This window comes from Chitinimonas koreensis, assembly GCF_014353015.1.
Classification (GTDB): domain Bacteria; phylum Pseudomonadota; class Gammaproteobacteria; order Burkholderiales; family Chitinimonadaceae; genus Chitinimonas; species Chitinimonas koreensis.
On sequence record NZ_CP060704.1, the window covers coordinates 2707891 to 2728228 of the forward strand.

Consider the following 20338-nt stretch of genomic DNA (forward strand, 5'->3'; position numbering starts at 1 on the left):
GCGTCGATCGGCACGCGGCGTAGGAAACGGAGAAACGGGATCAAGCCGGAGGTCGGCTGCGTGGCGGCGGAGCGCCGTCGAGGCCGGCGAAGCTGGCGCGGCATTTGACGCCGGACGGGATGTCGAGCCGCGGATTGGGCATGTCGAGGAAGACCACGAAGGTGCCGCTGGCCGCATCGATGATGCGGTCGACCATGCGGACCTTGGCCGCGTAGCTGCCGCGGCCCTGCAGCTCGGGCACCACGCTGGCGGCCATGCCGACCGCGGGCTTGCCGAAGGCGGACATCGGCAGGATCACGCGGATGCGCAGCGGATCGAGCTGGGCGAGCTTGAGGATGGCGCGCTTGCCGGCGCCGGGCTCGACCACCTCGCCCGGATAGGCCAGCTGGTCGACCACCACGCCGTCGAAGGGGCTGCGGATGCTGCGCAGATTGAGCAGGCCGCTCTGCTGGCGGTATTCGAGCCGGGCCGCCTCGCGGTTCTCGCGCGCGACCTGCAGCTCGGCCTGGGCCTGCTTGTATTCGGCCTCGGCGTCGTCGCGATCCTGGGCGGACAGCAGCTTGTCGGCCGCCATGTCGCGGCGGCGGTTGAACTTGCGGCCGGAGAATTCGATCTTGGCCTCGGCCAGGCGGCTGGGCCCGACCTGCTCGGACTTGTAGCGCGCCAGCTCGGCCGAGGCCTGCTCGGCGGTCGATTCGAGCGCGGCCAGCAACTGGCCGCGGGCGACCTTGTCGCCGCGCCGCACGGTCACGCGTTCGAGCAGCCCGGTCACCGGGCTGGACAATTCGACCATCTGCGCCGGCTCGATCAGGCAATCGAAGCCGGCCGCGGCCACGGACTGCCCCCCATCATGGCCGCCAGCAAGCCGGCGAGCCTCCCCTTTGCCATCCGCATCTTCACGTCAATCTATGAAATGGATGGGAGCGCCGACCGTCGCCTGCAAGGGCACGCCAGGCGCGGTCTACGCCGCGTCCCGGTGCCCTGCCTCCACTCGGCCGATCGGTCGAGCGCTCCCTATGTTCGTTGTCGCCGGCATGGGCGCCGTGGCTGGCCCATGCCTGTGCACGAAATTATATAAGGCGCGGAATCTAGCACATGATGATGAAAAACAAGGAATTCTTCTCCGACCCATCGCCTCGCTTCCATCTTGGGCGAGCGCTTGCGGAACGTACCCGCCCAAACCTCCGCGTCAGTTTCAGGCCGCCTCCGCCTCCCGCGCCGCCTCGCTCTGCTGCAAGGCCCACATCCGCGCGTAATGGCCGCCCTGCGCCAGCAGCGCGCGATGGCTGCCGCGCTCGATCACCCTGCCCTGCTCCATCACCAGGATCTCGTCGGCGTCGACCACCGTCGACAGCCGGTGGGCGATGATCAGCGTGGTGCGGTCGGCGGCGATGCCGGATAGCTCGGCCTGGATCGCTTTCTCGGTCTTGGAATCGAGCGCCGAGGTGGCTTCGTCGAAGATCAGGATCGGCGGGTTCTTCAGGATGGTGCGGGCGATCGCCACGCGCTGCTTCTCGCCCCCGACAGCTTGAGGCCGCGCTCGCCGACCTGGGTGTCCCAGCCGTCCGGCAGGCGCTCGATGAAGTCGAGGATATGGGCCGAGCGCGCCGCCTCGACGATCTCCCCGCGGCTCGCCTCGGGCCGGCCGTAGGCGATGTTGTAGTAGATGCTGTCGTTGAACAGCACGGTGTCCTGCGGAACGATGCCGATATGGGCGCGCAGGCTGGCCTGGCTCAGCTCGCGCAGGTCGTGGCCGTTCACGCTGATGCGGCCGCCGCCGACATCGTAGAAGCGGAACAGTAGCCGCGACAGCGTGCTCTTGCCGGCGCCCGAATGGCCGACCACCGCGACCGTGCGGCCGGCCGGGATGGTGAAGTCGACGCCGTCGAGGATGCGCCGCTTGGCGTCGTAGCCGAACTCGACGTGCTCGAAGCGCACCGTCGCGGCGCGGGTGTCCAGCGTGCGCGCGTCCGGCGCGTCCTGCACCTCGGCATGCTCGTGCAGGAGGCCGAACATGCGTTCCATGTCGGTCAGCGCCTGCTTGATCTCGCGGTAGGCCATGCCGAGGAAGTTCAGCGGCGCGTAGAGCTGGATCAGGAAGGCATTGACCGCCACCAGGTCGCCCAGCGTCATGCTGCCGCGCACCACGCCGTCCGCCGCCAGCCAGACCAGCAGCGTGACGCCGACCGCGATGATCGCGCTCTGGCCGCTGTTCAAGAGGCCGATCGAGATCTCGTTGCGCACCGCGGCGTCTTCCCAGCGCCGCATCGCCTCGTCGTAGCGCTGCGCCTCGTAGCGCTCGTTGCCGAAGTACTTCACGGTCTCGTAGTTGAGCAGCGAATCGACCGCGCGCACGTTGGCCTTGGAATCGAGCTCGTTCATCGCCCGGCGGGTCTTGGTGCGCCAGTCGGTGACCACCACGGTGAAGGCGACGTAGGCGGCGATGGTGCCGAGCGTGACCACCGCGAAGCGCCAGTCGTATAGCGTGACCAGGATGCCGATCACCAGGCCGATCTCGAGGATGGTCGGCAGGATGTTGAACAGCATGAAGGTCAGCAGCGAGCCGATGCCGCGCGTGCCGCGCTCGACGTCGCGCGTCACCCCGCCGGTCTGGCGGTCGAGATGGAAGCGCAGGCTGAGCCGGTGCAGGTGCTCGAAGGTCTCGAGCGCGACGCGGCGCATGGCGCCCTGCGCCACCTTGGCGAAGATCGCGTCGCGCAGCTCGCCGAACGCCGTGCTGGACAGCCGCAGCAGGCCGTAGCCGACGATCATCCCGACCGGCACCGCCAGCAGCGCCTGGCCGCTGCCCGCCAGCGCATCGACCACGTGCTTGAGCAAGAGCGGCACCGAGACGTTGGCCAGCTTGGCCAGCGCGAGGCAGGCCAGCGCGGCCAGCACCCGGCCCTTGTAGCGCCACAGGTAGGGGAACAGCGTACGCAGGGTCTGCCAGTCGCCGCGCGGCTTGCGGGCGGCGGAAACCGGCGCGGCGGCCGGTGAGGAAGCGTGGGACATGGTCGGGAGCGGCCGGGAGCGGGGATCCCGCTATGATGGCGGCTCTCAGCCCAATATCAAGGCCACGGAACGAATATGGAATGGTTGCTGCTCGAGGCCGGCATCGCCGGCCTGATCCTGGTGTTCATCGTCTGGTGGACCCTGCCGCGCAAGAAGCGCGACGACGAGAAGCGCGACGACAAGGAGTAGGCGCGGTCGCCGCCCCGATTCCCGGCGGCACCAAGGCGCGGCAGGCTGGTCGAATCGCCCGCGTTGCCGCATGCCGGACCGCGGCTATAACAAAGTGTCGCATCCCCCAATATTGGTAGCGCGCGCCGGAGCGCTACAATGCGCCCGCTTTCGTCGTACCCGGACGTGGAGCCCGGGTCGACCGCCACCTGCCGGACCGCCTTATCAAGGCGGCCGCAGCCGACTCCAGGAGACAACCCAAGATGCAAACCTTCCACGCCAGCCTCGTCGCCGACATCCAGCGCCAAGCCGATGCGCGCGAGGCCGGACCGGTCAGGCTGCCCGAGCTGATCGACGCCTACTACGCCGATACCGACGCTCACGACCTGGCCACCCGCGATGCCCAGGACTGGTACGGCGCCGTGCTCGCCCACCTCAAGCTGGCCGCGACCCGCAAGCCGGGCGAAGCGCTGGTGCGGGTCTACAACCCGAGCTTCGACGACCACCGCTGGCAATCGAGCCATACCGTCATCGAGCTGTGCAACGACGACAAGCCCTTCCTGGTCGACACCGTCAGCCTCGCGCTTAACCGGCTGGGCTACGCGATCCACCTGATCGTGCACCCGGTGCTCGAAGTGACCCGCACGGCGGCCGGCAAGCTCGGCGGCATCGAGGGCGGCAAGCCCGAATCGTGGATGCACCTGGAGATCGACCGCGTCAGCGACAAGGCGCGGCTCGACGAGATCAAGGCCGAACTGCTGCGCGTGCTGGGCCAGCTCGGCGACTGCGTCGAGGACTTCGACGCCATGGCCAAGCGGCTCGAGGAAGTGCGCGCCGAGCTCGCCAAGCGCAAGCCGGTCACCGCCAAGGCCGAGTGGGACGAGAGCCTGGCCTACCTCGACTGGCTGCAGGACGACCACTTCGTGTTCCTCGGCTTCCGCGACTACGACCTGACCGATGGCAAGGACGGCGTGCAACTGGCCATCGTCAAGGGTTCGGGCCTGGGTCTCCTGCGCGGCGAGGCGCGCGGCGCCCATTCCGCCAGCTTCGCCGCCCTGCCGGCCGAGATCCGCGCGCTGGCGCGCGACAAGACCCGCTGCTGCTGACCAAGACCAACTCGCGCTCGACCATCCACCGCGGCGCCTACCTCGACTGCGTCGGCCTCAAGCGCTACGACGCCAAGGGCAACGTGGTCGGCGAGCGCCGCTTCCTCGGCCTCTACACCGCCAAGGCCTACAACACCCCGCCGCACCAGATCCCGGTCCTGCGCCGCAAGATCGACGCGGTGATGGAGAGCAGCCGCTACGCCGCCAGCAGCCACAAGGGCAAGACGCTGTTCAACGTGCTGGAGACCTACCCGCGCGACGAGCTGATCGAGATCACCGACGGCGCGCTGGCCGAGATCGCGCTCGGCATCGTCCACCTGCAGGAACGCAGCCGGGTGCGCGCCTTCATCCGCGAGGACCTGTACCGCCGCTACGTCTCGGCGCTGGTGTACATGCCGCGCGACAACTACAACACCGACGTGCGGCTGAAGATGCAGCAGATCCTGCTGCAGGCCTTCGACGGCACTTCGGCCGAATTCAACGTGATGCTGTCGGATTCGCAGCTGGCGCGCATCCACTTCATGGTGCGCACCCGCACCGGCTCCACCCTGCCCGACTACGACCCGCGCGAGATCGAGAACCAGATCGCCCAGGCCACCCGCCGCTGGGCCGACGACCTGCAGATCCACATGGTCGCGCACGCCGGCGAGGAGCGCGGCATGGCGCTGGTCAGCAAGTACGCCAAGAGCTTCGCCGCGGCCTACTACGCCGACTACGATGCGCGCACCGCGGTCAGCGACATCGAGCGCATCGAGCAGGCGCTGAGCGAACAGCGGCTGACCATGAAGCTGACCGACGCCACCCTGGCCGATCCGACCCAGCACCGCTTCAAGATCTTCCGCCAGGACCCGATCGCGCTCAGCGACAGCCTGCCGGTGCTCGAGAACATGGGCGTGCGCGTGATCGAGGAGCAACCCTACACGCTGAAGTTCGCCGACGGCGGCCGCGCCTGGGTCACCGACATCGCGCTCAAGCTGCCGCAGGCCGGCCTCTTGGACGAAGACGACAGCCGCGCCGCCTTCCAGCAGGGCTTCGCCGCGATCTTCGAGGGCCGCGCCGAGAACGACCGCTTCAACGAGCTGATCCTGCTGGCAGGCCTCGGCTGGCGCGAGGTGGTGCTGCTGCGCGCCTATGCCAAGTACCTCAAGCAGATCGGCCTCAATTACAGCCTCGACCACATCGCCGACCGGCTGGGCCACTTCCGCGACATCGCCGGCGACCTGGTCGCGCTGTTCGGAGCGCTGCACGATCCGAAGCAGGATCGCGCCGGCGAGGCCGAGGCGCTGGCCGCCCGCATCAAGGAAGCGCTGGCCCAGGTGCCGAGCCTGGACGACGAGCGCATCCTGTCGGGCTTCTTCCACGCCATCCGCGCCACCCTGCGCACCAACTACTTCCAGCCGGCCGCCGGCGGCGCCGACAAGGACTACATCAGTTTCAAGTTCGACAGCCGCAGCATGCCCAACATGCCGCAGCCGGTGCCGATGTTCGAGATCTGGGTCTACTCGCCGCGCGTCGAGGGCATCCACCTGCGCTTCGGCAAGGTCGCCCGCGGCGGCCTGCGCTGGTCCGACCGCAAGGAAGACTTCCGCACCGAAGTGCTCGGCCTGGTCAAGGCGCAGCAGGTCAAGAACACCGTGATCGTGCCGGTCGGCTCCAAGGGCGGCTTCGTGGTGAAGAACCCGCCCGAGGGCCGCGAGGCCTACCAGGCTGAAGGCGTCGAGTGCTACAAGACCTTCATCCGCGGCCTCCTGGACCTCACCGACAACCTGGTCGAGGGCAAGGTGGTGCCGCCGAAGTCGGTGCATCGCCGCGACGTCGACGATCCCTACCTGGTGGTGGCGGCCGACAAGGGCACCGCGACCTTCTCCGACATCGCCAACGGCGTGTCGCAGGAATACGGCTTCTGGCTCGACGACGCGTTCGCCTCGGGCGGCTCGGTCGGCTATGACCACAAGAAGATGGGCATCACCGCCAAGGGCGCCTGGGAATCGGTCAAGCGCCACTTCCGCGAGATGGGCCACGACACCCAGACCCAGCCCTTCACCGTGGTCGGCATCGGCGACCTGATGGGCGACGTGTTCGGCAACGGCATGCTGCTGTCCGACCAGATCAAGCTGGTGGCCGCCTTCAACCACCTGCACATCTTCCTCGACCCGAACCCGGACACGGCCAAGACCTTCGCCGAACGCCAGCGCATGTTCGCGCTGCCGCGCTCGAGCTGGGACGACTACGACCGCAAGCTCATCTCCAAGGGCGGCGGCATCTACCCGCGCAGCGCCAAGTCGATCCCGCTGTCGCCCGAGGTGCGCAAGCTGCTCGACGTGACCGACGAGGCGCTGGCGCCGAACGACCTGATCCGCGCCATCCTCAAGGCGCCGGTCGACCTGCTCTACAACGGCGGCATCGGCACCTACTTCAAGGCCAGCAGCCAGAGCCACGCCGAGGCCAGCGACCGCAGCAACGACGCGCTGCGCATCGACGGCCGCGAGATCCGCGCCCGCGTCATCGGCGAGGGCGGCAACCTCGGCTTCACCCAGCTCGGGCGGGTCGAGTACGCCATGCACGGCGGCCATATCTGCACCGACGCGATCGACAACTCGGCCGGGGTGGACTGCTCCGACCACGAGGTCAACATCAAGATCCTGCTGGGCCGGCTGATGCAGGGCGGCGACATGACGCTCAAGCAGCGCAACGCGCTCTTGGCCGAGATGACCGACAACGTCGGCGAGCTGGTGCTGCGCGACAACTACCTGCAGACCGCGGCGATCAGTCTCGAGCTCAAGCAGGCCAAGTCGCTCTTGAGCGTGCATGGCCGCTTCATGCAGGCGCTGGAGAAGGCCGGCCGCCTGAGCCGCCGCATCGAGTACCTCCCCAATGACGTGCAACTGCAGGAACGCCAGGCCGCCGGCAGCGGCCTGACCAGCCCGGAACTGGCGGTGCTGCTGGCCTACGCCAAGCTCGGCCTGTACGACCAGCTGCTCGACTCGCCGCTGCCGGCGATGGCCGAGTGGGACGCGCTGCTGGCCAGCTACTTCCCGGTGAAGATGGCCGAGAAGTTCAAGAAGCAGTTGCCGAGCCATCCGCTGCGCAGCGAGATCGTCGCCACCGTGCTGACCAACGAGTGCGTCAACCGCATGGGCATCAGCTTCGTGTTCCGCGTCGCCGAGGAGACCAACGCCAGCCCGGCCGAGATCGTGCACGCCTGGAGCGTGGCGAGCCGGCTGATGCAGGCCGACCGGCTGTGGGTCGCGCTCGAGGCGCTGGACAACAAGGTGCCGACCGACACCCAGTACGAGCTGATGCTGGAAGTGCGCAAGCAGCTCGAGCGCGTCGCCCGCTGGGTGCTGCGCGTGCAGCTGACCGAGGCCGACGCCGCCCAGCGGCTGGCCCAGCTGACCGACGAGATCCCGGCGCTGCTGCCGCAGCTCGACCAGTGGCTGGCCGACAAGCCGGCCTTCGCCGGCGAGCGGGCGCGGCTGGTCGCGGCCGGCGTGCAGCCGGACCTGGCCGCCCGCGTGGTGCACCTCGACGCCGTGCTGGCGCTGCTGGACATCGCCCGCCTGGCGCGCGAGAGCAAGACCGCGGTGGAAGACGTCGCCGAGGTCTACTTCAAGCTCGAGAGCGCGCTGCAGATCGACTGGCTGCGTGACGTGGTCGACGGCCTGCCGCGCGACAACCGCTGGCAGACGCTGGCCCGCATGGCGCTGCGCGACGAGCTGTACCGCGAGCACGCCGGCCTGACCGCACGCGTGCTGGCCGCCAGCGGCACGGTGAAGAAGCGCGTCGAGGGCTGGCTCGAGGCGCGCGGCGCGGCGCTGGAGCACGTCGGCCGCATGTTCGAGGAACTGCGTGCCGCCACGCCCGACCTCGCCATGCTGTCGGCCGCCATGCGCGAGATCCGCAACCGCCTGGCCGCCTGACCGCCCGCGATCCCGGGCTGCGTCGCGGCCCGGCCGCAGCCGTGAACGAAGAGAGCGCACCGCGAGGTGCGCTCTTTTTGTCTTTGCGTGACACAAACCGGTGCAAGCGCGGTTTTGCCCGGCCGACGACGCCGGACGGGCTGGCAAAACCGCCGGAAAACCCCTAAAAGAGAGCGACCCGGCCGGCCTGTCGCCGCAGAGCCTGGCTGGTCGGATACTTGCCTGGCCTGTCGCAAGCCCCTTGGCGAAGCCGCTTACTGCCCAATATATTCAACCCGCAAAAAACCAATAAGACAGCGACGATTCGCCGGGATCGGACCATGGAGAGGCTGTGCACCAGCGGACGGAGTTCCCTTCCGCGTGGTGAAAGTGGTTTTGCGGGGTATCGACAGGCTCGAACACCAGAAGACACTTTCAGAAACCGCCATGCCCACCGCAATCCTCGTCGAAGACCAGCAGCTGATCCGATACACGTTGAAAAACAGTCTCAAGCTGCTCTGGCCCGAGCTGGAGATCGTCGCCGAGAGCGACGACGGCATCGAGGCGCTGGGGCGCATCCAGGCCCTGCGGCCGGACTACGTGTTCCTTGACATCAACCTGCCCGGCCTGACCGGCATGGAAGTGGCGAAATTGGTTTCCGGTACAGTCAACATCATCTTCCTGACGGCGCTCGACCACTACGCGATCAAGGCCTTCGAGCTCGGCGCGACCGACTACATCGTCAAGCCGCTCACGCTCGAGCGGCTCAAGACCGCGGTGGACCGCATCCGCAGCCGCGCCGCGCAGGCGACCGCCGCGATGCCGGAGGCAGTGCTCGAGAAGATCGCCCAGCTCGGCCGCCAGACCAGCTACCTGCGCTGGATCCAGGCCTCGGCCGGCAGCCAGATCCAGCTGATCCCGGTCGAGGAGGTCTGCTACTTCCAGGCCGAAGCCAAGTACACCAAGGTCGCCAGCGTCGGCGCCGAGAGCCTGATCCGCAAGACGATCAAGGAACTGTCGCTCGAGCTCGATCCGAACGATTTCATGCAGATCCACCGCAGCACCATCGTCAACCTGCGCCATATCGATGCCGTTGTACGCAAGGACAGCCACGTCAACGTGCGCCTGCGCAACCGCAACGAGGTGCTGAGCGTCAGCCAGACCTTCCAGCACCTGTTCAAGCACATGTAAGCCCGCCCGGCCCTGCCCGCTCGGCAGGCACCGAAACGCCGCACCCAGCCCCGCCCGCCTACGATGACCGACACCATGACGTTCGAACGATTTTCTTCCAAACCGCTTGGGATCGGCATGGGGCCGATCTTTCCGGCACCGGCGGCCGGCGGCGCCGACGCCCCGTTCGAGCACGAGATCGAGCAGGCCTGGGGTCGCCTGGCGATCGCGGCCGCGCTGCTGCTGCTCGATTGCGCGCTGCTGCCCGACGACGGCTGGCGCACGGTGGCCGGGCCGATGACCGCGCTGGCCTGCGGCTTCTTCGTCTATGCGCTGCTGCTGTTGCAGCTGGTGCGCCACGGCGGCAGGCCCGGCAGCCGGCTGGCCCGCGCCCGGATGGTCGGCGCCACGGTGCTGGACCAGCTCGCCGCCGGCCTCGCCGTGCACTACGCCCAGGACTACGGCGTGATGCTGATCGGCCTGCACTTCTGGGCCCTGGTCGGCACCGGGCTGCGCCACCCGGTCGCCTATGCCTGCCTGTCGGGCCTGGTGGCGACCGTGGCGCTGTGGTTCAACCTGGCCCATCCGGTCCAGCCGCTCGACGCCGGGCTCCTGGTGGCCGGGCTGATCGTGGCGCTGGCCACCACCGCGCTCTACCTCGACCGCGTGGCGCGGCGGCTGCGCCTGGTCAACCAGCGCTACCGCCAGCTCGCCACCCACGACGCGCTGACCGGCCTGGCCAACCGCCTGCTGCTGCAGGAGCGGCTCGACGCCGCGCTGGCGCGCGCGCGGAGCGGCCAGTCGTCGGCCTCGCTGCTGCTGATCGACCTCAACGGCTTCAAGCAGGTGAACGACCAGTTCGGCCACCTGATCGGCGACCGCCTCCTGCAATGCTTCGCTCGCACGCTGGAAACCCAGCTCGAGGCCGGCGACGTGGCTGCCCGGCTCGGCGGCGACGAATTCGCCGTGCTGATCGAGCGTGCGCCGGCCGAGGACGATACCGCCGCGGCCCAACTGGCCGAACGCATCTCGGCCGCGCTGGCCGGGCTGGAACAGGTCGACGGCTGCCCGATCGCGGTCAGCGCCGCGATCGGCACGGTGAACTGCGTATCGGCCGAATTCGAGACGACGATCTTCTCGCCCGACGAGATGATCGACCTGGCCGACAAGGCGATGTACCGGATGAAGATCGAGCACTACCTCGGCCTGGCGGGCGATGCCGCGGCCGAGCCGCGCATCACGCTGCCGCTGCTGCGCGTGCGCTGAGCGGAGCGCTGTCACACCGGCGCGACAGCGGCCAGCCCGGATGGATCGGCTGGAGGCGGGCATACGGCACGGGGTCTATATATTTTATAGGTGCCGCAGGCCGCACGGCCTTGGCGCCGTGCCGATACGCCCGCGCGGGCGGACAGATGGATTCAGCGGACGGGGCGCCTCGCGGCGCCCGTCCTGGAGTGTTCAAGCATGGGTTTCGATACCTCGAATCAGATCCTGGTGGTGGACGATTACCGGCAGATGCGGCTGACCGTGGTGGGCATCCTGCACGACATGGGCTTTCCCAACGTGGTGCAGGCCAACAGCGGCGGCGACGCCCAGCGCGTGATGCAGGGCAACCACGCGATCGCGGCGGTGGTGTCGGACTGGAACATGCCCGGCATGACCGGCCTCAAGCTGCTCGAATGGATGCGCGCCGACCCGCACTACCGCAACGTCCCCTTCATGCTGGTCACCGCCGAGACCAACCGCGAGAACATCCGCTCGGCGCTGGCGGCCGGCGCCAGCGAATACCTGTGCAAGCCGTTCACCATCAACACCTTCTCGAGCAAGTTCTGGGGCATGGTGAACCGGCGCATCCCGGCCCCCGCGCCGGCCGCCGGCGAAACCGCCGCCCCGGCGCGGCCGCAGTCCCCGCCCCGCCGGCCGCCCCGCCGCTGGTGGCGCCGCCCGGCAGCAAGCAGCCGCTGGCGCTGACCGGCAACCAGGTGGTCGGCCTCGACGCGCCGCTGGACGAGGACTTGCGCCAGTCGAGCGTGCTGATCGTCGACGATTCGCCCAACAGCATCGAGGTGATCGCCGAGACGCTCAAGCACGACTACGTGATCAAGGTCGCGATCAAGGGCCAGAAGGCGCTCGACATCGCCTTCGCCACGCCGCCCGACATCGTGCTGCTCGACATCATGATGCCGGACATGGACGGCTTCGAAGTCTGCCGCCAGCTCAAGGCCAACCCGCGCACCGCCGACGTGCCGGTGCTGTTCCTGTCCTCGCGCGACCAGTCGGACGACGTGGTGCGCGGCATGGACTTCGGCGCGGTCGACTACGTGATCAAGCCGGCCGAGCCGGCCATCCTCAAGGCCCGGCTGCGCACCCATCTGCGGCTCGCCCGCATGATGCGCGGGCTGCGCCAGCAGAACGAACTGCTGAGCGAGGCGGCGCGGCTGCGCGAGGACGTCGAGCGGATCACCCGGCACGACCTCAAGAGCCCGCTCGGCACCATCCTGCAGGCCAGCGAACGGATGCGCACCGACCCGGCCCAGCCCGACGACCAGCGCGAGCTGGCGCAACTGGTGCAGGGCGCGGTGAAGGAAGCGCTCGGCATGGTCAACCTGTCGATGGACCTCTACCGCATGGAGGTCGGCACCTATCGGCCGCAGCTGGAGACCGTCGCGCTCGACCAGCTGCTGATGCAGGTGGCGCGCGAGCAGATGGATCGCCATGCCGCCCGCCGCGTCACCATCGGCCTGCCCGAGCTGGCGCTCGATGCCCGGGTCGAGCGCCAGCTGTGCCACACCCTGTTCAGCAACCTGGTCGCCAACGCGGTGGAGGCCTCGCCGACCGGCGGCAAGGTCGCCATCAGCCTGCGCAGCGCCGCGCAGAACTGCGTCGTCGCCATCGAGAACCGCGGCGTGATCCCGGCCGCGATCCGGCCCCGCTTCCTCGGCAAGTACGTCAGCCACGGCAAGCCCGACGGCAGCGGACTCGGCGCCTATTCTTCCAAATTGATGGCCGAGGCCATGGGCGGCCGCATCGGCTTCGACTGCGACGACGCGGCCGACCTGACCCGGCTGACCGTCACCCTGCCCGCCGCCTGAACCCCGATCCACCGATCCGCCGAACATGAACCTCCTATTCCGCATCCTGCTCACCCTGCTGATCGCCTGCGCCGCCCTGCCCGGCCGCGCCGGCCAGGCCACCGCCGACGACCGACGCTGGCTCGACCGCCAGGAGCGCATCATGGTCGGCTACTACGGCAACGGCTGGCCGCCGTTCGAGATCGTCTCGCCCGAGAACGGCTACGAGGGCATCAGCGTCGATTACCTGAACCTGGTGGCCAAGCGGCTGGACCTCGGCCCGCGGCTGCACTACGTGCACCTGGCCAGTTGGGACGAGGCGGTCGCCGCGCTGCGCGACGGCCGCATCGACCTGGTCGCCTCGACCGTCCGGACGCCCGAGCGCGAATCCTTCCTGACCTTCACCGACAGCTACCTGCAGAGCAACAGCCTGGTGTTCGCGCGCAGCGACGACCACTACATCCAGGGCTTCGGCGACCTGCCCGGCAAGCGGGTGGCGGTGGAGCGCGGCTACGCCATGCAGGAACTGCTGCGCAACCGCTTCGGCGCCGGCCACGAGCCGCTGTTCATCGTGGTCGACGACACCGAGGCCGCGCTGCGCGCCGTCTCCTCGGGCAAGGCCGATGTCTACGTCGGCGACGGCGTGGTGGCCAACTACCTGATCGGCAAGCTCTACCTGAGCAACCTCGAGCCGCGCGACACCACCGGCCTGCCCTCGAGCGACCTGCGCTTCGCCATGCGCAAGCCGCTGGCGCCGCTGGCGCGGCTGTTCAACGACGCGCTGGCCGACATTCCCGAAGCGCAGCAGCGCGCGATCGCCGGGCAATGGCTGCCGATCGTGCAGGGCTATTCGCTGCGCACCCTGTTCTACCGCCACTGGCCCTGGCTGCTCGGCGCCGTCTCGCTGCTGCTGCTGATCGCGCTGTGGAACCAGTCGCTGCGCCGCCAGATCGCCGAGCGGCGGAAGGCCGAGGACGCGCTGGCGGTCGCCGCCGCGCGGGCCGAGGCGGCGCAGGAGCAATTGGTCGAGATGAGCAATGCGCTGCTGTGCACCGTGTTCCAGCTGCGCATCCGGCCCGACCGCACCGAGCACTTCACCTTCCTCAGCGACCAGGCCGAGCCGATGCTCGGCATCCCGCGCCACGCCCTCCTGAACATGCCCGGCATCCGCTTCGCCACGGTGCACGAGGCCGACCGCCAGCGGGTGATCGACACCGTGCTCAAGGCCAGCCTCGACCAGGCGCCGCTCGACTGCGAATACCGGCTCGACCTGGCCGGCGCGCAGCACTGGGTGCACCTGCAGGCGCTGCCGCGGCGCGAGCGGGACGGCACCACGGTGTGGAACGGCTACCTGCAGGACATCACCGCGCTCAAGCTGGCGGCCGAAACCATCCGCGAGCGCGAGGCGGCCTTCCGCGCGCTGGCCGAGAACTCGCCCGACCTGATCATGCGTTTCGACGCCGGCTGCCAGTTCCTCTACATCAACCGCGCGATCGACCGCGGCGAGCATTTCGCCGCCGACCGCTGCCTCCAGCCCGAACAGCTGCTCGGCCATACTCATGGCGGCATCGGCATGCCTGAGGAACAAGTCGCCGAGCGCGAGGCGGCGATCCGCGAGGTATTCGCCAGCGGCCGGGTGGTGCGCCGGGTGATGAGCATGCCGGACGGCCGGCGCTGGCGCGACTGGCTGCTATCGCCCGAATTCGACGAGCAAGGCCAGGTGCGCAGCGTGCTGGTCGCCTCGCGCGACATCACCGAGCAGCGCCAGCAGCAGGAAGCGCTGGCGGCGACCGAGGAGCGGCTGCGCTCGATGACCGACAGCCTGCAGGTGGCCGTGTTCCAGTACCGGCTCGAGGCCAGCGGCCGCCACCGCTTCGCCTTCATGGCGCCGGCGGTCGAGGCGATCACCGGGCTGACCGTCGACGAGCTGCTGGCCGACGACAGCGCGTTCTTCAACCTGATCGACCCGGACAGCCTCGAAGGCTTCCAGGAGCGGACGATGCACTCGGCCGTCACGCTCGAGCCGCTGCGCAGCGAATTCCTGCTGTTCCACGCCAAGACCGGCGAGATGCGCTGGATCGAGACCAGCTCCAACCCGGTCCGCGCCGCCGACGGCGCCACCGTCTGGAACGGCTATTTCGCCGACATCACCGAACGCCGGCAGATGGACGCCGCGCTGCAGGAGGCCGAGACCGAGGCCAACCTGGCGCGCCAGCAGATGGTGGAGATGAGCAATGCGCTGCCGCTGGCGGTGTTCCAGTTCCGCCTCGACGGCGACGGCAACATGGGCTACAGCTTCGTCAGCGAGAAATCGCTCGAAGTGCTCGGCGTGCCGGCGCGCGACATCCTGCACGACCCCGAGACGCGGCTGCGCAACCACGCGCCGGGCGAGGCCGAGCGCGTGCGCAGCGAGCTCGAGACGGCCTGCCTCGCGCGTTCGCGCATCGAGCTGGAAGAGCGGCTGATCGTCGACGGCCTCGAACGCTGGGTGTTCGCCTGCTCCGAGCCGGCCGAACAGGCGCACGGCGCCTGGGTGTGGAACGGCTTCTGGATGGACATCACCGCCGAGAAGCAGCAGGAAATCGCATTGCGCGAGGCGCGCGACAATGCCGAGGAGGCCACGCGCGCCAAGTCGATGTTCCTGGCCAATATGAGCCACGAGATCCGCACCCCGATGAACGCCATCATCGGCATGTCCCACCTGGCGCTGCGCACCGACCTGCAACCCAAGCAGCGCGACTACGTGCAGAAGATCCACAACGCCGGCAATGCCCTCTTGGGGATCATCAACGACATCCTCGACTTCTCGAAGATCGAGGCCGGCAAGCTCGACATGGAGATCGTCGAGTTCGACCTCGACGAGGTGCTGACCAATGTCGCCACCGTCACCGCCAGCAAGGCGCAGGAGCGCGGGCTGGAATACCTGTTCGACGTGCCGGCCGGCCTGCCGCGCGCGCTGCGCGGCGATCCGCTGCGGCTGGGGCAGGTGCTGATCAACCTGGTCAACAACGCGGTCAAGTTCACCGAGCGCGGCGAAGTGCACCTGTCGGCGCGGCTGCTGGCCGAGGAAGCCGGCCGGGTCGAGCTGCAGTTCTGCGTGCGCGACACCGGCATCGGCATGACGCCGGAACAGTCGGCCCGGCTGTTCCAGGCCTTCACCCAGGCCGACGGCTCGACCACCCGCAAGTTCGGCGGCACCGGCCTGGGCCTCAGCATCTCCAGGCGGCTGGTCGAGATGATGGACGGCCGCATCTGGGTCGACAGCGAGGCCGGCGTCGGCAGCCGCTTCCAGTTCACCTGCCGGCTCGAGCTCGGCGCCGCGGCCGAACAGCGCGGCCGGGTGCTGCCCGACGCGCTCAACGGCCTCAAGGTGCTGGTGGTCGACGACAACCCGGTGGCGCGCGAAGTGCTGCTCGGCGCCTTCGCCGACCTGCCGATGCAGGTCGAGGCGGTGGCCGGCGGTGCCGAGGCGCTGTCGGCGCTGCAGTCGGCCGAACAGCCGTTCCAGCTGCTGCTGACCGACTGGCAGATGCCGGGCCTCAACGGCATCCAGCTGGCCAGCCGCGTCCAGGCCGAGCTGCCCGAGCCGCCGCGGGTGGTGCTGGTCACCGCCTTCGGCCGCGAGGAGGTACGCAACGCCGCCGAAGCGGCCGGCATCGACGGCTTCCTGCTCAAGCCGATCAACCAGTCGACCCTGGTCGACACCCTGGTCGAGCTGTTCGCGCCGGCCGGCGACGAGCTGGCGGCGACGCTGCGCGCCGGCCGGGTGCCGCGCTTCGAGGCCGGCCGCGTGCTGCTGGCCGAGGACAACGAGATCAACCAGCAGATCGCGGTCGAGCTGTTCGAGGCGGCCGGCCTCGAGGTCGACGTCGCCGGCAACGGCCAGATCGCGCTCGACCGCCTGGCCGGCCACGCGCCGGACCACTACGACATGGTCTTCATGGACCTGCAGATGCCGGTGATGGACGGCCACGCCGCCACCGCCTCGATCCGCGCCGACGCGCGTTTCGATGCGCTGCCGATCATCGCCATGACCGCCCACGCCATGGTCGAGGAGCGCGAGCGCTGCCTGGCCGAGGGCATGAACGACCACGTCACCAAGCCGATCGACCCGGCCGCGCTGTACGGGCTGCTGCTGCGCCACCTCGCCGCCAAGCGGGTGGCCGACGAAGCCCCGGCCGATGCGCCGGCAGCCGAGGAAGCCGGCCTGCTCGTCGACGGCCTCGAACTCGAATCGGCGCGCCGCCGCGTCAACGGCAACGAGAAGCTGCTGCTCAAGCTGCTGCGCCAGTACCGGCGCGACCAGACCGCGGTACCGGCCGAGGTGCGGCAGGCGGTCGACGCCGGCGACTACGCCACGGCCGAGCGCCTCGCCCATACGCTCAAGGGCGTGTCCGGCAATATCGGCGCCGAGGCGGTACGGCAGGCGGCCGACCGGCTCGAAGCCGCGCTGCACGCGCAGCTGCCGCTGGCCGAACTCGAACCCTTGCTGGAGGCGGTGGACCAGCCGCTGCAGCAGCTGGCCGCGGCGCTCGACGCCGGCCTGCCGGCCGAGGCCGCCGCGACGGTGGCCGCCGCCGTGCGGCCGCTGCAGGACTGGGGCGACGACCTGCGCCAGTTGGCCGAGCTGATGAGCGACTGCGACCGCGATGCGCTGGTGCTGTTCGACGGCCTGGCCGACGAATTCGGCGCCACCTTCGGCCCGGGCGTGGTGCAGACCATCCGCCGCGGCTTCGACGAATTCGACTTCGACGCCGCCCGCGAAGCGCTGCTGAACGCCGCGGCCGACAAGGCGATCAGCCTGTAGTCGGGCAACGGCGGAATCGTGCCCATGATGAGAGACCTTTCCACTTCCGCCCCGGCGGCCTTGGCCCGTCGCTCCGCAGGCTGGCCGGTCGGATCGTGGCCTGGCCCGTCGAACGACGCTTGGCGAGGTAGCAGTACTACAATATATTCGCGACAACTAATGCAAGCGCTGTGGGGTTACCCGCCACAGCGCGGGCGCAAGACCGGAAGCCGCCACCGCGGTGAGCCGGCGCCCCGACCGGCCCGGCGCGGATCGCCGACCGACGCCCGCGGCGGCGCCCGGTCCGGCACACCGCAGCGATGGGCCGCCAAGGGCTATAGTCCGTTGAGACGACATCTCAACTTGTACGGAGCCTGAGTCCATCCATGACCATCGACAAATCTCACCACATCCTGATCGTCGACGATTACCGCCAGATGCGCCTGGCCATCCAGGGCATCCTGTTCGAGCTGGGTTTCCGCAATATCCACCAGGCCAACAACGGGTCCGAAGCGCAGCGCGTGATGCAGAAGCAGCCGATCGCCGCGGTGATCTCGGACTGGAACATGCCGGGCATGTCCGGCTTCCAGCTGCTCGAATGGACCCGCCAGGACGAGCACTACCGCAAGGTGCCGTTCATGCTGCTGACGGCCGAGACCGACCGTAACCAGATCCGCGCCGCGATGACCGCGGGCGTGACCGAGTACATGGTCAAACCGTTCACGGTGAACACCTTCACCACCAAGTTCTGGGCGATGTTCGACACCCGCCGCTCGCGGCCGGTCCCTCCCCGCCGCCGCCCGCCCCGACGGTCGCCGCACCCGCCGCCGCGGTGCCGCGGCCGGCCACCAGCCAGCTGCCGGCGCTGTCCTCGCGCCAGGTGATCGGCCTCGACGCGCCGCTGGACGAGCGGCTCAAGCGCTCCACCGTGCTGATCGTCGACGACGTCGCGACCAATATCGAAGTCATCGCCGAAGTGCTGAAGGACGACTACACCATCAAGGTCGCCATCTCGGGCAAGAAGGCGCTCGACCTGGTGGCGGCCAAGGCGCCCGACATCATCCTGCTCGACATCATGATGCCGGAGATGGACGGCTTCGAAGTCTGCCGCCGGCTCAAGGCCGATCCGGCCACCGCCGACATCCCGGTGATCTTCCTCTCGGCCAAGGACCAGCCCGACGACGTGGTCGGCGGGCTCGAGATCGGGGCGGTCGACTACGTGGTCAAGCCGATCGCACCGACCATCCTCAAGGCGCGCATGCGCACCCATCTGCGCCTCTCCACGGCGATGGGCGACCTCAAGCGCCAGCAGTCGGTGCTCGAGGACAGCGCCCTCCTGCGCGAGGACGTCGACCGCATGACGCGGCACGACCTGAAGAACCCGATCGGCGCCATCCTGCAGGCCAGCCAGTGGCTGCTCGAGGGCGGAGGGCCGATGACGCCGCAGCAGCGCGAGGCGGCCGAGCTGATCGACAACGCCGCGCGCGACGCGCTCGAGATGGTCAACCTGTCGCTCGACCTCTACAAGATGGAGACCGGCAACTACCACCCCAACCCGCAGCCGGTGAAGCTGGCCGAGGTGATCAACCAGGTGGTGCTGGAGACCCAGTCGCAGTTCTCCTACAAGCACCTGCGCATCCAGCAGAACCTGCCGGCGGGCGAGGTGATGGGCGAGCGGCTGCTGTGCTATTCGCTGTTCGGCAACCTGGTCAAGAACGCCGCCGAGGCGGCGCCCGAGCACAGCGGCGTGCAGATCGACGCCTACGTGCGCGAGGGCTACTTCGTGATCTCGATCGAGAACCAGGGCGGCGTGCCGGCCGAGATCCGCGACACCTTCTTCGACAAGTACGTCACCCACGGCAAGGACGGCGGCACCGGCCTCGGCACCTACTCGGCCAAGCTGATCACCGAGGTGATGGGCGGCGTGATCGAACTGGGCGGCGACGACAGCCGCACCCGCCTCACCGTGAGCCTGCCCGCAGCATGAGCCGCCAGCCGCAGCGCCGTCGCGGCGCCCCGCCCGTCCTGCAGCTGGTCGTCCTGCTGCTGTGCAGCTGGATGCCGGCCGCCGCGGCCGAGCGTCCGCCGCGGTTGGTGTTCATCAACCCGGGCCTGCACGACGAATCGTTCTGGGTCACCTATGCCGGCCTGATGGAAGGCGCCGCGCACCAGCTCGGCTGGAGGCTCGAGACGCGCTACGCCGAGCGCGACCACCTGAAGATGGTGGCGCTGGCGCAGGAGGCGCTGGCCGCCGAACGCAAGCCCGACTACCTGCTGATCGTCAACGAGAAGCCGGTGATGGTGCCGGTGCTGCTGGCGGCCGAACGGGCCGGGGTCGACGTCCTGCTGCTGTCGGTCGGGCTCAATCCGCAGGAGCAGGCCATCGCCGGCCAGCCGCGCACCAGGTTCAGGCACTGGATCGGCACCATCCTGCCGGACAACCGGCAGGCCGGTTACCTGGTCGCCCGCGCCGTCCTGGCCGAGCGGCCGACCGCGGCGGCGCCGGCCCGCCTGGCCGTGCTGCGCGGCGTGCGCGCCACCCGGGCCGACGCCGACCGCCACCTCGGCCTGCGCCGCTACCTGGCCGAACAGGGCCGTGCCGGCATTGCCTACAGCTTCGACGCCAACTGGCGGCGCGACGACGCCCGCCGCCAGCTCGGCCGGCTGCTCGGCTTCGACGCCGCCATCGACGCGGTCTGGGCCGCCAACGACCAGATGGCGCTCGGTGCGGCGGATGCGCTGTCGGGCCGGGTAGCCGATGGGCCGGCCGGCCGTCCATCGGACGTACCGGTCAGCGGCGTGCTGTCTTCGCGCGAGGGCGTCGAGGCGCTCGCCGCCGGCCGGCTGCACACCATGCCGGGCGGCCACCTCGCGCTGGGCGCCTGCGCCGTCCTGATGCTCGACGACTACCGCAAGGGCCGCGACTTCGCGCGCGGCGGCGAGCGCGGCGGCCAGGCCGAGGTCACGGTGCCGATCTTCGAACCGGTCGACCGCGCCGGCGCCGCCAGCTGGCTGCGACTGTTCGACCCGGCGCAATGGTCGCGCCTGCCCTATGCGCGCTGGCGGCCGGCCCGGGCCGGTGACTACCGCTGCCAGGCCTCCACGCTGCTCGTCGGCTGACGCGCT

At 69.3% G+C, this 20338-nt stretch carries 11 protein-coding genes and 1 pseudogene; 10 read left to right on the plus strand and 2 right to left on the minus strand.

All coding sequences use genetic code 11. The features are described 5' to 3' along the window. Positions 1 to 40: 40 nt before the first annotated feature. Both H9L41_RS11405 and H9L41_RS11410 read right to left on the minus strand, forming a co-directional pair. Positions 41 to 835 carry an efflux RND transporter periplasmic adaptor subunit gene (locus H9L41_RS11405; protein WP_265584011.1) on the minus strand — a complete coding sequence of 265 codons (795 nt, stop codon included), beginning with the start codon at positions 833 to 835 and terminating at the stop codon, positions 41 to 43. A 360-nt stretch (positions 836 to 1195) separates the two neighbouring features. Continuing rightward, positions 1196 to 3012: pseudogene (locus H9L41_RS11410) on the minus strand (ABCB family ABC transporter ATP-binding protein/permease). Positions 3013 to 3443: 431 nt separating this feature from the next. Here H9L41_RS11410 and H9L41_RS26150 point away from each other — a divergent pair. From H9L41_RS26150 to H9L41_RS11455, 10 genes are all read left to right on the plus strand, one after another. Next, positions 3444 to 4286 carry a hypothetical protein gene (locus tag H9L41_RS26150; RefSeq protein ID WP_373282107.1) on the plus strand — a complete coding sequence of 281 codons (843 nt, stop codon included), beginning with the start codon at positions 3444 to 3446 and terminating at the stop codon, positions 4284 to 4286. A gap of 83 nt (positions 4287 to 4369) precedes the next feature. Continuing rightward, positions 4370 to 8206, plus strand: a complete 3837-nt coding sequence (locus tag H9L41_RS11415) for an NAD-glutamate dehydrogenase (protein WP_373282108.1) — start codon at positions 4370 to 4372, stop codon at positions 8204 to 8206. Between the two features lie 426 nt (positions 8207 to 8632). Next, positions 8633 to 9376 (plus strand): LytR/AlgR family response regulator transcription factor, encoded by a 744-nt coding sequence (locus H9L41_RS11420; protein WP_028447158.1) that lies wholly within the window; start codon positions 8633 to 8635, stop codon positions 9374 to 9376. 117 nt (positions 9377 to 9493) lie between these two features. Further along, entirely contained in the window at positions 9494 to 10621 is a 1128-nt protein-coding gene (locus H9L41_RS11425) for a GGDEF domain-containing protein (RefSeq protein WP_051319236.1), read from the plus strand. 198 nt (positions 10622 to 10819) lie between these two features. Then, positions 10820 to 11326 carry a response regulator gene (locus H9L41_RS11430; RefSeq protein ID WP_187523842.1) on the plus strand — a complete coding sequence of 169 codons (507 nt, stop codon included), beginning with the start codon at positions 10820 to 10822 and terminating at the stop codon, positions 11324 to 11326. After that, entirely contained in the window at positions 11290 to 12447 is a 1158-nt protein-coding gene (locus tag H9L41_RS11435) for a hybrid sensor histidine kinase/response regulator (RefSeq protein WP_187523843.1), read from the plus strand. The genes H9L41_RS11430 and H9L41_RS11435 overlap by 37 nt, the downstream gene beginning before the upstream one ends. 25 nt (positions 12448 to 12472) lie before the next feature. After that, entirely contained in the window at positions 12473 to 17233 is a 4761-nt protein-coding gene (locus tag H9L41_RS11440) for a response regulator (protein ID WP_051319234.1), read from the plus strand. Between the two features lie 365 nt (positions 17234 to 17598). Further along, positions 17599 to 18096 (plus strand): response regulator, encoded by a 498-nt coding sequence (locus tag H9L41_RS11445; RefSeq protein WP_187523844.1) that lies wholly within the window; start codon positions 17599 to 17601, stop codon positions 18094 to 18096. Next, complete coding sequence (locus tag H9L41_RS11450) at positions 18045 to 19199, plus strand: hybrid sensor histidine kinase/response regulator (protein WP_265584012.1); 1155 nt, start codon at positions 18045 to 18047, stop codon at positions 19197 to 19199. Before H9L41_RS11445 ends, H9L41_RS11450 begins: the two co-directional genes overlap by 52 nt. Beyond that, positions 19196 to 20332 (plus strand): ABC transporter substrate-binding protein, encoded by a 1137-nt coding sequence (locus tag H9L41_RS11455; RefSeq protein ID WP_028447155.1) that lies wholly within the window; start codon positions 19196 to 19198, stop codon positions 20330 to 20332. Before H9L41_RS11450 ends, H9L41_RS11455 begins: the two co-directional genes overlap by 4 nt. The last annotated feature ends 6 nt before the right edge of the window (positions 20333 to 20338 follow it).

Coding starts and splice junctions, on each gene's coding strand:
- H9L41_RS26150 (WP_373282107.1), top strand. CDS start 3,444: ATGCAAACCTTCCACGCCAGCCTCGTCGCCGACATCCAGCGCCAAGCC.
- H9L41_RS11420 (WP_028447158.1), top strand. CDS start 8,633: ATGCCCACCGCAATCCTCGTCGAAGACCAGCAGCTGATCCGATACACG.
- H9L41_RS11425 (WP_051319236.1), top strand. CDS start 9,494: ATGGGGCCGATCTTTCCGGCACCGGCGGCCGGCGGCGCCGACGCCCCG.
- H9L41_RS11430 (WP_187523842.1), top strand. CDS start 10,820: ATGGGTTTCGATACCTCGAATCAGATCCTGGTGGTGGACGATTACCGG.
- H9L41_RS11440 (WP_051319234.1), top strand. CDS start 12,473: ATGAACCTCCTATTCCGCATCCTGCTCACCCTGCTGATCGCCTGCGCC.
- H9L41_RS11445 (WP_187523844.1), top strand. CDS start 17,599: ATGACCATCGACAAATCTCACCACATCCTGATCGTCGACGATTACCGC.
- H9L41_RS11455 (WP_028447155.1), top strand. CDS start 19,196: ATGAGCCGCCAGCCGCAGCGCCGTCGCGGCGCCCCGCCCGTCCTGCAG.